This is a genomic window from Isoptericola sp. b515 (genome assembly GCF_030588125.1).
GTDB classification, from domain to species: Bacteria; Actinomycetota; Actinomycetes; order Actinomycetales; family Cellulomonadaceae; genus Isoptericola; species Isoptericola sediminis.
On record NZ_JAUQYR010000005.1, the window covers coordinates 113,589 to 127,574 of the forward strand.

At 76.4% G+C, this 13,986-nt stretch carries 17 protein-coding genes; 8 read left to right on the top strand and 9 right to left on the bottom strand.

Features of this window, described 5'->3' with window-relative positions:
• Positions 1-4: 4 nt before the first annotated feature.
• The 6 genes from Q6350_RS14375 to Q6350_RS14400 form a co-directional block, all read right to left on the bottom strand.
• Positions 5-991, bottom strand: a complete 987-nt coding sequence (locus Q6350_RS14375; protein ID WP_304603909.1) for a diacylglycerol kinase family protein — start codon at positions 989-991, stop codon at positions 5-7.
• Positions 988-1,761 (bottom strand): twin-arginine translocase subunit TatC, encoded by a 774-nt coding sequence (tatC, locus tag Q6350_RS14380; protein ID WP_343035560.1) that lies wholly within the window; start codon positions 1,759-1,761, stop codon positions 988-990. The genes Q6350_RS14375 and tatC overlap by 4 nt, the downstream gene beginning before the upstream one ends.
• A gap of 10 nt (positions 1,762-1,771) precedes the next feature.
• Positions 1,772-2,083 (bottom strand): twin-arginine translocase TatA/TatE family subunit, encoded by a 312-nt coding sequence (locus Q6350_RS14385; RefSeq protein ID WP_171245777.1) that lies wholly within the window; start codon positions 2,081-2,083, stop codon positions 1,772-1,774.
• Between the two features lie 105 nt (positions 2,084-2,188).
• Positions 2,189-2,557 (bottom strand): hypothetical protein, encoded by a 369-nt coding sequence (locus Q6350_RS14390; protein ID WP_304603910.1) that lies wholly within the window; start codon positions 2,555-2,557, stop codon positions 2,189-2,191.
• 10 nt (positions 2,558-2,567) lie between these two features.
• Positions 2,568-3,542, bottom strand: a complete 975-nt coding sequence (locus Q6350_RS14395; RefSeq protein ID WP_304607686.1) for a YafY family protein — start codon at positions 3,540-3,542, stop codon at positions 2,568-2,570.
• Positions 3,535-4,575 (bottom strand): YafY family protein, encoded by a 1,041-nt coding sequence (locus Q6350_RS14400; RefSeq protein WP_304603911.1) that lies wholly within the window; start codon positions 4,573-4,575, stop codon positions 3,535-3,537. The genes Q6350_RS14395 and Q6350_RS14400 overlap by 8 nt, the downstream gene beginning before the upstream one ends.
• A 35-nt stretch (positions 4,576-4,610) precedes the next feature.
• Between Q6350_RS14400 and Q6350_RS14405 the strand changes: the two genes are divergently transcribed.
• From Q6350_RS14405 to Q6350_RS14435, 7 genes are read left to right on the top strand one after another with little or no spacing between them, the layout of a single operon-like run.
• Positions 4,611-5,807 (top strand): DUF3866 family protein, encoded by a 1,197-nt coding sequence (locus tag Q6350_RS14405; protein ID WP_304603912.1) that lies wholly within the window; start codon positions 4,611-4,613, stop codon positions 5,805-5,807.
• Positions 5,804-6,523 carry a DUF4129 domain-containing protein gene (locus tag Q6350_RS14410; RefSeq protein ID WP_304603913.1) on the top strand — a complete coding sequence of 240 codons (720 nt, stop codon included), beginning with the start codon at positions 5,804-5,806 and terminating at the stop codon, positions 6,521-6,523. The genes Q6350_RS14405 and Q6350_RS14410 overlap by 4 nt, the downstream gene beginning before the upstream one ends.
• Positions 6,520-7,002 (top strand): hypothetical protein, encoded by a 483-nt coding sequence (locus Q6350_RS14415; RefSeq protein WP_304603914.1) that lies wholly within the window; start codon positions 6,520-6,522, stop codon positions 7,000-7,002. Before Q6350_RS14410 ends, Q6350_RS14415 begins: the two co-directional genes overlap by 4 nt.
• A complete protein-coding gene (locus Q6350_RS14420) occupies positions 6,999-7,982 on the top strand; it encodes a MoxR family ATPase (RefSeq protein WP_305066544.1) in 984 nt (327 codons plus the stop codon). The genes Q6350_RS14415 and Q6350_RS14420 overlap by 4 nt, the downstream gene beginning before the upstream one ends.
• Positions 7,979-9,376 carry a DUF58 domain-containing protein gene (locus Q6350_RS14425; protein ID WP_305066545.1) on the top strand — a complete coding sequence of 466 codons (1,398 nt, stop codon included), beginning with the start codon at positions 7,979-7,981 and terminating at the stop codon, positions 9,374-9,376. Before Q6350_RS14420 ends, Q6350_RS14425 begins: the two co-directional genes overlap by 4 nt.
• Positions 9,373-9,939, top strand: coding sequence for a hypothetical protein (locus tag Q6350_RS14430; RefSeq protein WP_305066547.1), 567 nt, complete (start codon positions 9,373-9,375; stop codon positions 9,937-9,939). The genes Q6350_RS14425 and Q6350_RS14430 overlap by 4 nt, the downstream gene beginning before the upstream one ends.
• Complete coding sequence (locus Q6350_RS14435) at positions 9,927-10,613, top strand: GNAT family N-acetyltransferase (protein WP_370375400.1); 687 nt, start codon at positions 9,927-9,929, stop codon at positions 10,611-10,613. Before Q6350_RS14430 ends, Q6350_RS14435 begins: the two co-directional genes overlap by 13 nt.
• Positions 10,614-10,677: 64 nt before the next feature.
• On the opposite strand, the gene Q6350_RS14440 is transcribed toward Q6350_RS14435, so the two are convergent.
• The 3 genes from Q6350_RS14440 to Q6350_RS14450 are packed head-to-tail and all read right to left on the bottom strand — an operon-like array spanning position 10,678 to position 13,263.
• Complete coding sequence (locus Q6350_RS14440) at positions 10,678-11,322, bottom strand: hypothetical protein (protein ID WP_305066550.1); 645 nt, start codon at positions 11,320-11,322, stop codon at positions 10,678-10,680.
• A gap of 4 nt (positions 11,323-11,326) precedes the next feature.
• Positions 11,327-12,631, bottom strand: coding sequence for an MFS transporter (locus Q6350_RS14445; RefSeq protein ID WP_305066551.1), 1,305 nt, complete (start codon positions 12,629-12,631; stop codon positions 11,327-11,329).
• Positions 12,628-13,263, bottom strand: a complete 636-nt coding sequence (locus tag Q6350_RS14450) for a transcriptional regulator (protein ID WP_305066553.1) — start codon at positions 13,261-13,263, stop codon at positions 12,628-12,630. The genes Q6350_RS14445 and Q6350_RS14450 overlap by 4 nt, the downstream gene beginning before the upstream one ends.
• Before the next feature lie 50 nt (positions 13,264-13,313).
• Between Q6350_RS14450 and Q6350_RS14455 the strand changes: the two genes are divergently transcribed.
• Positions 13,314-13,979: a YigZ family protein gene (locus Q6350_RS14455; RefSeq protein ID WP_305066554.1), complete on the top strand. Its 666-nt coding sequence runs from the start codon at positions 13,314-13,316 to the stop codon at positions 13,977-13,979.
• The last annotated feature ends 7 nt before the right edge of the window (positions 13,980-13,986 follow it).

Here is a 13,986-nt window from a genome sequence, read left to right on the forward strand (position 1 = left end):
CGGCTCAGGCCGAGGTCAGCACCTGCAGCGCCCCGGGCACCGCGCGGGCCGTCAGGGGCAGCGCGGACAGCGCCTCCCCGTCGCCGTGGGCCACCGGCCAGACGGTGCCGGGCTCGGCGTCCGGGCCGGGGCTGATCGTCACCGCCCGGGCGCGCAGCACGTGCACGTCGCGCCGGCGGACGTGGGTGCCGGCGTACATGAACGGGAAGATGCTCGCCGCGGCCGCCCGGGAGGTGATCGGCGCCACGAGCACGTCGAGCAGCCCGTCGTCGACCCGCGCGTGCGGGGTGACGCGGATGCCGCCGCCGATGCGGTCGACGTTGGCGGCGGTGACCATCGCGGCACGCCCCTGCCAGGTCGGGCGGCCCGGGTCGCCGGCCAGCGCCAGCCCGCCGTCGTCGACGACGTCGGTGAGCTCCAGGCGGTAGTCCCACGCCCGGAACCGGGCCAGCTCGGCCAGGGTGGCCACGGTGTAGCGGGCGGGACCGCGCGGGTGCCGCATCCGCAGCGCCCGGGCGCTGACGGCGGCGTCCAGCCCGGCCGAGACCGCGCCGGCCACCCAGCGCGGGGGGTCGTGCGGGCCGGTGACCTCGATGGCGTCCACGGCGCGGCGGGTGCCGTGCTCCAGGGCCGCCACGACGTGGTCGACGGCGTCCAGCGGGTCGTCGGGCAGCCCGAGCACGGCGGCGAAGTCGTTGCCGGTCCCCACCGGCACCACCCCGAGCGGGGTGCCGGTGCCCGCGGTCGCGCCCGCTCCCAGGTGGACCATGCCGTCGCCGCCGACCACCACCAGGGCCTCCAGGTCGTGCCGGGCGGCCAGGCGCGCGGCCGTCGCCGCCCCGTCGGGGCCGGACAGGTCGCTGACCCGGTGCCCCGCCCGCCGCAGCCGGTCGGTGGCCACCGTGGCGATCACGCGGCCGCGGCCCGCCCCGGCGGTGGGGTTGACCACCAGCCCGACGTGGTGGGCGCCGGTCCGTGCCGCGGCGCTCACTCGACGGGGGCGACGCGGCGCCGGTCGACGCGGCGGTCGTGCACGAAGCAGATCCCGGTCGCCACGAAGTACAGCGCGGCGATGGGCAGCGCGATCCCGAACATGCTCAGCACGTCCATGGTCGGGGTGACGATCGCGGCGAAGAGGAACGAGACGAGGATCGCCCAGCGCCAGCCCGCGAGCCAGGTGCGCGCGCGCACGAGGCCCATCAGGTTGAGCACCACCATGAACACCGGCACCAGGAACGCGATGCCGCACGCCAGGATCAGGCGCATCACGAAGCTGAGGTAGAGCTGGGCGCCGATGAGGTTCGAGCCGCCCTCGGGCACGAAGTCGTTGAGGACCTCGACCACGAACGGCAGCACCGACCAGGCCAGCAGCGCCCCGGCCAGGAACATCGGCACCGCCGCGGTCAGGAACCCGAAGACGTAGCGGCGCTCGGAGCGGGTCAGACCCGGGGTGATGAACGCGAAGACCTGGTACAGCCACCAGGGGCTGGAGACGATCACTGCCAGGAACAGCGAGACCTTGACCCGCATGTCGATCGCGGTGGCCACGCCGTCGAAGTTCAGCCCGATCAGCGCGCCGCGCCGGTCCGCCGCCATCTCCAGGGGACGCATCAGCGCGTCCAGCAGCGGGTCGTACAGGATCCAGCCGACGATCGCGCCGAGCAGCAGGCCGATCGCGATGCGCACGATCCGCCGCCGCGCCTCGACCAGGTGCTCGCGCAGCGGCATCCGCCCCTCGGGATCCCGGGGGGTTCGAGCCATCAGCCCGCTCTCAGGACTGGTGCGGGTCGGGACGACCCGAGCCCTGCGCCGGGGCCTCGCCCTGCGGCGGCTGCGCCGACGACGCCGACGGGGCGCCGTCCTGCGCACCGGTGCCCTGCGTCGTGGTGCCCGACGCGGTGGACCGCGAGGTCGTGGTGTCGTTGTCGTCGTCGTCCTCGCCCAGGTCCTTGATCTCCTTCTTGAAGATCTTCAGCGACGAACCGACGCTGCGGGCCACGTCCGGCAGACGGTTGGCCCCGAACAGCAGCACGACCAGCAGGATCAGCGCGATGATCACAGCCGGGTTGCGGAAGATACCCACGGACTTCAACTCCCAGGACGTTCGGACGTGCCGCGACCGGCACGCAAGCCCAGTGTAGGCCGACACCGGTGTGCGACGGAACACACGCCCGCCCCGCGGCGCCGGTCAGGGGTGCCGGTCAGCGCGGCGCTCGGCCTGCCGGCGTTCCAGCCAGGTGCTCTCGGACCAGGTGCGCCACACCGCGGCCTGGTCCACGCGTCGCCGGTCGCGCCGCTCCCAGCGGTCCCGCCGCAGCTGCTCGCGCCGCGCCCGCAGCACCGCACGGTCCTCGAACATCGTCGCCGTGATCCGCGGCGGGTCGGCCTGCGCGGCCGCGGCCGCCGCCCCGACACGCTCCGCCGCCTCGCCCCACGTGCTGCCCGCCTCCGCGGCGGTGCGCAGCAGCGCGAGCCCGGTGCGCACCACGCGCCAGGCCAGCCACGCCAGGAACACCACGGCGGCCAGCGCCAGCACGGTCCAGATCCAACCCCACACGCCCGCCAGCCTAGCCCTCGTCGTAGGCGGCCAGCGCCTCCCGCGCCGCCGCGGCCACCTCCGCGGCCACCTGCGGCGGCTCCACCGCCAGCACGTCCACCGCGTGGGTGAGCAGCAGCCGGCGCAGCCACGCCGGGTTCGTCACCCGCAGCCGCACCTCGAACGACCCGTCGGCCAGGTCCGTGACCTCCTCGACCGGCACCTCCTCGGCCACCCAGCGCGCCGCCGAGCGCCAGCGCACCCGCGCCTCACGCGCCCGCCCGGCGGCGTCCGCGACCACCTGCGCGGCCACGTCCACGTCGGCGTCCGTCCCGCGCGCCTCCACCGGCACGTCCAGCAGCTCGGCGCCCAGCACCCGGTCCACCCGGAAGGTGCGCCGCCCCCCGGCGCGGTGGCACCAGCCCACCAGGTAGGTCGCCCCCGACTGCGTCAGCAGCCGCCACGGGTCCACGTCCCGCTCGCTGGTGACGTCCGCCGCGTCCACGTATCGCAGCCGCACCCGGCGCCCGGCCGCCAGCGCCTGCGACAGCACCCCCAGCGTCGCCACGTCCTCCGGGCCGCCCAGGCGCACGTCCACGGCGCTCGCGGCCTCGCCGGTGGCGGCGGTGAGCTTGTCCAGCGCGCCGGTGACCACGGCCGCCCGGGCCGGGTCGGCCTGCACGGCGGGGGTGGTGCTCATGGCGCGCAGGGCGGCCACGAGCGCGACGGCCTCCCGGGTGCCCAGCCGCAGGGGGCGGGTCAGGCCACGGGACTGGGTGAGGCTGACCAGCCCCTCCTCCAGGGAGAACGCGTCGAAGTCGATGAGGTCGTCGGGCATGTAGCCGGGCGTGCCGGAGACCCACAGGGCGTCGATGTCCTCGCGCAGCCGGGCCGGGGTGACGCCGAACCGGTGGGCGAGCTCCTCGACGTCGACCGGGCCGGCGCCGTCGAGGTAGGCGACGATGCCCAGCAGGCGCACCAGCCGGTCGTCGGCGCGTTCAGCCACGGTCGGCCTCCTCCTCCGGGCGCGTGGACAGGGCGGCGGCGGCCCGCAGCCGGCGCAGCACCTCGGCGCGCAGGTCGGGCGGGTCCAGCACGACCACGGCCGCGCCGTAGCCCGCGACCTCGTCGGCGAAGGTCGTCAGGCTGCCGTAGGGCACCGTGACCAGGTCCCGCCCGGCAGGAGCCGCCGGGGTGCCGGGACGCGCGACCGCCGGGACGGTGTCCGCCGCCCGGGCGCGCAGCGCGGTGGCGCGCTCGGGCACCACCGCGAGCAGCGCGGTGCTGTCGTGGCGCACGCGGGCGCCCAGGGCCGCGTCGACGTCCACCCGGTCGGGCAGCTCGTAGGCGTGCGGCGTCGCGCCGAGGCGGACCCGGCCCTCGATGCGCGAGAGCCGGAAGACGCGTTCGGCGTCCCGGTCGCGGTCATGGCCCACCAGGTACCAGCCACCGCCGCGGGCGGCGATGCGCCACGGCTCGACCTGCCGGGTGCGCACCTGCCCGGTGGAGGCGGCGCGGTAGCGGAAGCTGACGACCCGCCGTTCGGAGATCGCCTCCAGCAGCGGCCCGTAGGCGTCGCCGGCGGCCCGCACCCGGGGTGTCAGCCCGGCCACCGCGTCCCCGACGGCGTCGCCGGCGCCGGCGGCGGCGAGCTTGGTCATCGCCCGCGACATGTCGGTGCGCAGCGTCTTGTCGGACCACAGCTGGGCGGCCAGGGCGACCACCCCCAGCTCGGCCGGGGTGAGGTCGACCGCGCCCAGGGCGTAGGCCTCGTTGTCGATGCGGTAGCCGACCTCGTCGCTGTGCCCGCTGCCCTCGACCGTGACGATCGGCACCCCGAGCGCACGCAACGTGTCCTTGTCCCGCTCGAACATCCGCTCGAACGCCTCGGTCGAGGCCGCGGCGTCGTAGCCGTGCACGCCCGCGCGGACCTGCTGCTTCGTCATCGCCGCCGAGGTGTTCACCAGCGCGATGACGAGGTTGAGCAGCCGCTCGTCGGGTCGTGTCGGCGGCCCGCCCGCCGCGATCTCACCAGCCATCGGCCACCACGCTATCCCCCGGTACGCTCGGGCGGGTGACGACAGGGCCGACGCAGCACCGAACCGCAGCCGACCACGTGACCTGGCGCACCGGCGTCGTGACCGCCACCGGACGGTCGTGGCCCGGCGCCGCGGAGCTGCGCGTGCGGCTCGACGACCCGCTGCCCGCGGGTCCCGACGACGGGACGCCGCCGCGCGAGGTGCGGGCGCTGGCCTACACCACGCTCGTCGGCACGCCCGCCGTCGGCGACCCGGTCGCGCTGAACGTCTCGGCCCTGGCCCGCGGCCTGGGTACCGGCGGGTACGCCCTCGTGGTCGCCCCCACCGACGCCGCCGCGCTGCCGGGCGACCCCGCTCCCGGGCCGGGTCACCTGGTCAAGGCCCGCTACACGCCCCTGCAGGCCCTCGTGCTGGGCGTCGACGAGCAGGAGTCGGCCCACCACGAGCTGCTGCGCGACGCCGACGACCTCGACGGCACACCCGTCGTCGTCGCCGACCTGCACTCCGCGCTGCCGGCGGTCGTGGCCGGGGCCCGCCACGCCGCCGAGCAGGCCGGCCGCCCCGCCCCCCGCGTCGCCTACGTGATGACCGACGGCGGCGCCCTGCCCGCCGCCTTCTCGCGCACCGTCGCCGCGCTGCGCGACACCGGATGGCTGGCCGCCACCATCACCGTCGGGCAGGCCTTCGGCGGCGACCACGAGGCCGTCACCGTGCACACCGGGCTGCTCGCCGCCCGTCACGTCGTCGGCGCCGACCTCGTCGTCGTCGCCCAGGGCCCCGGCAACCTCGGCACCGGCACCCGGTGGGGGTTCTCCGGGGTGGCCGCCGGGGACGCCCTCAACGCCGTGGCCACGCTCGGCGGGACCCCCGTCGCCTCGCTGCGCGTCTCCGGCGCCGACCCGCGCGACCGGCACCTGGGCGTCTCGCACCACTCGCTGACCGCCTACGGCCGGGTCGCGCTCGCCCCCGCCGACGTCGTCGTGCCGCACCCCAGCGCCGCGCTCGAGGACCGGCCCGGCTGGGGTGCCGGGCTCACCCGCCGCCTCCACGACCAGGCCCGCACCCTCGCGGACCGCCACCGCCTCGTGGACGTCGACGCGGACACCGACCTGCTCGACGCGCTCGACCGCTCCCCGGCCCGGCTGTCCACGATGGGGCGCGGGCTGCACGACGACCCCGCCGCCTTCGTCGCCGTGGCTGCCGCCGGCCGGCACGCCCAGCAGGTCGCATGAACCGCCCGCACCCGGGCGGCCGGCCGCTGCTGCTGACCGGCCTCGCGGCCCTCGTCGTCCTCGGCGCCGCCACCGCCACCCCCTGGCAGGTCCGGATGCCCACGGCCCTGGCCGGGCTCGGCGGCCTCGACCTGCCCGACGGGCCCACCCCCAGCGTCGTGCCCTCGCCCGTCGAGGACCTGCAGACCACCGAACCCGACGACTCCCTGCTCACCGTCCTGCTGCTGGTCGGCGCCGCCGTCGCGTTCCTCCTGCTCGCCCTCGTCGCCCGTCGCGTCCTCACCATGCTGCAGGCCGCCCCACCCGCCCCCCAGGACCCCGACCAGCCCGCGGCCGGCGCCGCGCTGGCCGGCACCGAGGCGCCCTCCGTCCCCCTGCCCGCGCTCGACGACGCCGTCACCCGCGCCCTCGGCCGTCTGGAGGACGCCCGCACGCCCCACGACGCCGTCGTCGCCGCCTGGGTCGCCCTCGAGGACGCTGCGGCCCAGCACGGCACTCCCCGCGACCCCGCCCAGACCCCCACCGAGTACACCCAGGACCTCCTCGCGCGCACCCCCGCACCGCCCGCCGAGGTCACCACCCTGCGCAGGCTGTACCAGCAGGCACGCTTCGCCGACCACCCCACCACCGACGCCCAGGTCGACGACGCCCGCGCCGCCCTGACCCGCATCGCCCGGCGACTGGCCACCGCCCCCACCGCGGACCGCACCCCGTGACCCGCCGGTACCTGCCGGCCGCCCTCGCCGTCGCCGCCGCGCTGCTCCTCGCCCTCAGCGACACCCTCGACCCCGTGCACGCCGTCCTGCTGCCCGCCGCGCTGCTCGCCCTGCGGCAGGCGTGGGCCGCGCTCGACGACGGCGACCACGCCGACTGGCCGCCCCCGCCCACCGAGGAACGCCACGGCGCCCGCCGCGACGTCTCCGACCTCGCCTGGGCCGCCTTCACCCGCAACGGCCGCGTCTCCCCCCGGGTCACGCGTCGCGTCCGCGAGCTCGCGGCGCACCGGCTCCGGGCCCGCGGCATCGACCCGCACGACCCCGACCGGTACGACGACGCCGCCGCCCTGCTCGGCGCCGACACCCTCGCCGGCCTCCTGTCCCCCGAGCCGCCCACCGCCCGCACCCTGCACCGCTGGCTCGACGACCTCGACCGCCTCACCACCGACGCACCACCATCCGGAAGGCCCACCCGATGACCGACACCCCCGCCGCCCTGCCCGTCCCGGCCGTCGCCGCCCACGCCGACGCCGTCCTCGACGAGATCGGCACCGCCGTCGTCGGCATGCGCGACGCCCTCGAGCTGGCGCTCGCGGCGGTGCTGGCGGGCGGGCACGTGCTCTTCGAGGACGTGCCCGGGCTCGGCAAGACCCTCGCGGCGCGTTCGCTCGCGACCGCCCTCGGTCTCGACTTCGCGCGTCTGCAGTGCACGCCCGACCTGCTGCCCAGCGACGTGACCGGCTCCAGCGTCTTCGACCCGGCGACGCGCGAGTTCGTGTTCCGGCCGGGCCCGGTCTTCACCGGCCTGTTCCTCGCGGACGAGATCAACCGGACGGCCCCCAAGACGCAGTCGGCGCTGCTGGAGGCGATGGCCGAGCGCCAGGTGTCGGTGGACGGCGTGACCCGGCCGCTGCCGGCCCCGTTCCACGTCGTGGCGACGTCCAACCCGGTCGAGTACGAGGGCACCTACCCGCTGCCCGAGGCGCAGCTCGACCGGTTCATGGTGCGGCTCGCCGTCGGCTACCCGGGTGCCGCGCAGGAGCGCGACGTCCTGCTGCGTCGCGTGGCCCGTCGGCAGGAGGCGGCCGAGGTCGGTCGCGTCGTCGACGCGGACACCGTCCGGGCCATGCAGGCCGGCGTCGAGGCCGTCGCCGTCGACGAGGACGTCGTCGACTACTGCGTGGCGCTGACGGCGGCGACCCGCGCCCACCCGGCGCTGGAGGTCGGCGCCTCCCCGCGCGGTTCGCAGAACCTACTGCTCATGGCGCGTGCCGTGGCGGTGCTGGACGGCCGTGACTACACGCTGCCGGAGGACGTGAAGCGGGTCGCCGTCCCGGTCCTCGCGCACCGGCTGACGCTGACCCCCACGGCGTGGGCGGCCGCGACCCGCCCCGAGGACGTCGTGCGCGAGCTGCTGGCCTCCGTGCCCGGTCCGGCGACCGTCGGAGCCGCGCGGTGACCTTCGGGGCGACCCTCCGCGACCGCGCGCTGGACCGAGGGGCACGGACCGGGGCCGAACCGGTGTGGCGCCGGACGCCCACGGCGGTCCTCGGGACCGTGGCGGGCGTCGTCGTGCTCGGTGCGGGGCTCCTCGCCGGGCGCGCTGACGTCGCCGCGTTCGGTGTGCCGCTGCTGCTGTCCGGAACCTGGAGCGGCCGTCCCGGCGCGCCCCGGGGAGACGCGCCCGACCGACCCACCGCGGCGACGGTGGTCTCGCCCGAGGAGCCCACCGCACCCGGTGAGATCCGGGCGACGGTCCGTCTCGACCCTCCCTCCGGCGCCGGGCTCGTCGTGCTGCGCGCCGCGGCCCCGGGGCACGAGTCGACGGATCTCGTGGTCGCGGCAGACCGGGCAGAGATCGTGCTGCGCTCCGCGACCGTGCGCACCGGGCCGCAGCCGACGTTCGTCGTGGACCTGCGCGGCTACGGTCCCGGCGGGACGGCGGCGGAGGACCCGGTGCGGGCGGCCGGCGCGACCCGTCTCGTGCTGCCCACGGCGGTCCCGCTCGGGCGGGTGCCGCTGCCCCCGCGGATGCGAGGGCTCACCGGGCCGCACACGTCCCGCCGGCTCGGCGCCGGGGACGAGCTGCGCGACGTCCACCCCTTCACCCCGGGTGACCGGCTCCGTCGCATCGACTGGCGCACCACCGCGCGGCGGTCACCGGACCTCGACGAGCTGTCCGTGCGCCGCACGTACGCGACCGCGGAGGCCACGACGATGCTCGTGGTCGACTCCCGGGACGACGTGGGTCCCGACCTGCGCACCTGGCGCGGCCAGGGTGAGCAACGGGTCGACGAGGCGACGTCGTTGGACCTGGCCCGGCAGGCCGCCGCGTCCGTCGCCCGCGCCGTGGTCGACGCCGGTGACCGGGTGGGGCTGCAGGACCTGGGACGTCGTCGTCGACCGCTGCCGCCCGCGGCCGGACGCCGGCACCTGCGCAGGATCCTGCACGGCCTGGCGATGACCAGCCCGCTGGGGAGCCCCGCACGACGCCTGCGTCCCCCGCAGCTCCCGGCCGACGCCGTGGTGTTCCTCTTCTCGACCGTGCTGGACGACGAGCCGGTGGTGCTGGCGCGCACCTGGCGCGAGCAGGGGCACCGTGTGGTGCTGGTCGACACGCTGCCGGCGCTGCGGCCGGTCACCGAGCCGCACATGCAGATCGCCTGGCGCGTGACCTCGATGGAGCGGGAGGACAGGCTCCGCCAGCTGGTCGCCGAGGGCACGCCCGTGGTGCCGTGGCGGGCGACGGAGCGGACGCGCGCCGCGGCCAGGTTCGAGGCCCTGGTCAAGGCCTCCGAGCGCCGCCACAGCGCGCACGTCCACCGGGCGCAGGTCGCCGGGGGTGCGGTATGACGCTGCGCGCGGAGCTCCAGGACTGGCGGCACCGGCGCCACGACCGTCCGATGCCCACCGTGCAGGTGGAGCACGGCACCGCCGTGCGCGGCGTCTGGTTGCGGATCGCCGCGGCGTGCGCCGCGACGGGGCTCCTGCTCCTGGCCGCCGCACGCACCGACGTGATCGTCGAGCTCGCGCTCGTGGGCGCGGGGTCGGTCGGGGGGTGGTCGCTGGTGCGCCCGGGCCGCGTGCCGGCCCATCTCGCGGTCGTCGTCAGCGCGCTCCTCCTGCTCGGTTCGCGGTCGGCGCCTTTCGACCCCGCCGTCCTCTGGCTGCTCCCGGCGGCCCTCCTGACGGTGCGTCTGGGGTGGTGGGCCGAGCACGTCGCGGGGGGAACCCTGGTCGAGGTCGCGGCGCTGCGCCGGGAGGTCGGTCGTGACCTGCTGATCGTCGCCGTGTCGACGGTGGTCGCCGCCGTGGCGTGGGCCGTCACGGCCTGGACCGCTGGGCCCCTGCTGGTGCTGGGGGGCCTCGCGCTCGTCGTCCTGGCCTGGTGGACTCTGCCACGATGGACGCCGTGAGCAGCCTCGAGATCCGTCCCTACCGATCGTCCGACCGCTCGGCCGTGGCCGAGATCTGCGTCCGGACGGCTGCCGGCGGGGGTGACGCCCGGGGCGTCTACTCCGACGACTCGCTCATGCCCGACGTCTACGCCCTCCCCTACGTCGAGCACGCCCCGGACCTCGCGTTCGTGGTCGTCGACCGCGAGGCCGACGGGACCACCGACCCGCTGGTCGTGGACGACGGACGGCTGATCGGCTACGTCCTCGGGACACCGGACACCACGGCGTTCGTCGGCTGGTGGCGAAAGGAGTGGACGCCGTCGTTCCGCGCACGCCATCCGGAGGTCGGCGAGGTCACCGCTGCGGCACCCGGGTACACCGAGGAGGCCCTGTGGCGGGACGGCACGGACCCCGAGCGGATGACCCGGGGTCTCGACCCGGCCGACCTGCGCACGTACCCGGCGCACCTGCACATCGACCTGGTCCCCGAGGCCCAGGGACGTGGCCTGGGCCGACGGCTGGTGCGCACGCTGTGCGACGCCCTCGCGGCGCGCGGCGTCGGCGGCGTGCACCTCTCCTACGACCCGGCCAACACCGGCGCCCGCGCGTTCTACGACCGGTTGGGCTTCGTCGAGCTCAGCTCCTCGACCCCGCACCTGCCCGTGCTGGGGCTCCCGACCGGGCGGGGCTGACCCCGCTCCTCCGGGCTGGGTGACTGTTTGCGGGTCGGTACGTTGGTTGTCGGCGCTTGGCACACTATTTTTCTTGGAGTGTGACGCCGGGATCGGGGATCCCCGCGTCCACCCAAGCGCGCCGCACCTGCTCGAAACGGGTCGGCAGCGGAGGCCGCGTCGCCCCGAGGCGCGCGTTCGTCCGATGGACGAACCGCCTCCACGAGAGCACCAGCCCCTGCTTCGTGATCGGCAGTCCGCTCGAGACCGTGGTGCCGTTGTCGTGCGTGTGGTGCACGGTCAGCAGCAGCGCGCGGGGTACGGAGCCCTCCAGCTCGGCGGCCAGCTCGGTCCGCACGACGGCCCAGTGCCGGAGCACCACGACGACCTCGCCCGGCACGCGGTGACGACGGGGGGTGCGATGCTTCCCGTGGCGCACGACGACGCGCCCCTCCCCCGGCACGCGGGCCCCGGCCACGCGCCCTCGGCCGGCCAGCACGTCGGGCCCCAGGTCGAGGTCCTCGACACGCACCCGCAGCAGGTCGCCGTAGCGCGCACCGGTGCTCCGCGTCAGGCCGGCGACGACCGCGAGCCGCACCGTCTCGGGCTTGGCCTCCGGTCGCAGGGCCTCGACGGCCAGCTCGCGCCAGACCCAGTCCGCCTCCTCGAGCGAGACGGTCGGCCGCGGGTACCGGGTCGGGGCGCGATGGTCGGTGTACTCCGGAGTCATGGGTTCAGTCTGCCGCTTGGCACACTTTTTCATCCCCGCTGGTCTCGGCGTGTCCACGATCCGCGGGCGGCCAGCGCACCAGGGCCAGCACTCCCAGCGCGAGCACGCCGCCCGCCACGGCGAACGCGAGGCCGCGAGAGGTCGTCGTGACGAGCGCTCCGAGGGCGAGCGCCGCCCCGGCTCCGCCGGCCTGCAGGACCATCGAGTTCACCGACAGGGCCGTGGCGCGCTCCCGGGACGACACGGCGCGGTGCGTCAGGTCGTCGAGCAGCGGCCCGCCGACGCCGAGCAGCAGGTAGAAGGTGACGAACGCCGCGGCCGCCGCTCCCCCGACCGGGATCCCGACCGCGGCCAGGGCGCCCGCCGCGAGGACCGCCGACACCGCGACCGCCCGGGGCGACGACCGCGCGAGGCGCGCAGCGGCGGGGGCCAGCGCCGCCCCCGCCGCGGAGGCGCAGAACCCCGCCGTGACGAGGGCGGCGTAGGGGGCGGCCGCGCTCGACGCCCCGCCGAGCAGCGCGGCGGCGGCCGCCGGCGCGAGGAGCTCGATCCCCGCCAGCGCGAACCCGAGCACCACCATGAACGAGGCGATGCGGCGCAAGGGTGCACGGGACGCAGCCAGCACGACCCCACGGACGACCGTCCGCGGGACGTCCGCGACCAGGTCGCGTGGCCGGCAGGCGCCGTTCGGGCGGACCTCGCGCACCCAGGCCACGACCAGCACCAGGTGCACGAGCCCGACGGCCGCGGCGACCAGGAACGGCGTCGACAGGGCGACCACCACCGTCCCGGCGGTGGGCCACGGGGAGACGGCCACGAGGACACCCCCGACCAGCGCGCCCCCGCCGAGCCCGAGCGACTCGGCGGCGCCGGCCCGTCCGAGCGCGGGTCGCAGGTCGGCCTGCGCGTCGAGCTCCTGCGCGCGGTCGACGTACCAGGCCTGCAACGGTCCGGAGTCGAGGGCGCGCGCGACACCGAGCAGCACCGAGGCCGTCCCCAGCACGAGCAGGGAGGTGCCCGTCGCATAGAGCACCGAGGCGGCCACGGACAGCACCGAGGCGGCCACGAGCACGGGGCGCCGGCCGACGACGTCCGCCATCCCGCCCGTCGGCAGCTCGAGGACCAGCGTGGTGACGCTGTACAGCGCGACGAGCAGACCGACGGCGGCGAGGTCGAGACCGCGCTGCTGGAGCAGCAGGACCATGACGGGCACGATCAGCCCGGTGGGGAACCACCGCAGGAAGGCCAGCGCCACGAACCGCCGCCGCGCGGCCACCAGGGGGTCGGGCCGCACCCCGGGCGCGGTCACCGGTGCGCCTCGCCGGCGTCGGGACCACCGGGGTAGGCGTAGGCGAAGAGACGGACGGCGCGGGCGCCCTCCGGACGCGCGGCCGGGTCGGCGTCCCGCTCCTCGTACGGCGCGAAGAGGTCGTAGAGGCCCTGCGTGACCCGCTCCAGCTCCGCGGGGGTCAGCCACGCCACCACGTCGGTGGACAACGCCGCTCGCCGCCACGGCTCGGGTTCCGCGGCCCGCCGCCGCCGGAACCGCCGCCAGGCGTCGAACCGGAACTCGTCGACGGCCTCGTCCAGCGCGACCCGGGCAGCCACGCCCGCCGGACCGTCCTCGTCCCAGGTGATGCCCTCGTCCCGCGCACGCCAGGGTCGTTCGCGGCCGTGCCCGCCGTCCGCCCGGAACACGTGCCCGTACTTCTCGAGCTGGCGCAGGTGGTACGAGCAGTTCGCCGGGGTCTCCCCCAACCGTTCGGCGCACTGCGTGGCCGTCAGCGGCCCTTCGGCGAGGAGGTCGATGATGGCGAACCGCACCGGGTGGGCGAGGGCGCGCAGCTCCCGGGGGTCGGAGATCTTCCGCACGGGGAACGGCGGGACGGGCTTCCCGTTCCCGGGCGGGGGCACCGAGGGTGGTGTCGAGGGCGTCTCCATGTATCGAAAGTATTCTTTCGAAAGAGTTCTTGCAAGTGTAGGATGGGGGTGTGCCCGCTCCTCTGCCCCGCACCCTCGCCGATCCCGTCGACCACGAGCTGGTGATCAAGAAGTCGCGGTTCCTCGCCCACCTCGCGCCGGTGGCGTCCGAGACCGAGGCCGACGCCGTGATCGCGGCGGTCCGCAAGCGGCACTGGGACGCCCGCCACCACTGCGTGGCCATGGTGCTGGGCACGCACGCGGACTCCCAGCGCTCCTCCGACGACGGCGAACCGTCCGGCACGGCGGGCGTCCCGATGCTGGAGGTGCTGCGCCACCGCCGCCTGACCGACGTGGTGGCCGTGGTCACCCGCTACTTCGGCGGGGTCCTGCTGGGTGCCGGCGGGCTGGTGCGCGCCTACTCCGCGGCCGTGGCGGGAGCGGTCGACGCCGCCGACGCCGGGGGCGGCATCCTGGAGCGCCGCACGGTGCGCGAGGTCTCCGTGGACGCCCCGCACGCCGATGCCGGCCGCATCGACCACCTGCTGCGCGACTGGAGCGCCGCGCACGGCGCTGTCGTGGACGACCCCGAGTACGCGGAGGTCGCACGACTGCGGCTGCTCGTCCCGCCGACCGAGCTGGAGACGCTCGACGCCGAGCTCGCCGCCGCGTCCGCCGGACGGCTGCGGGCCACCGTGGGTGCCGAGCGGATCGTCGACGTCCCGGCGCACGGCTGACGCGCAC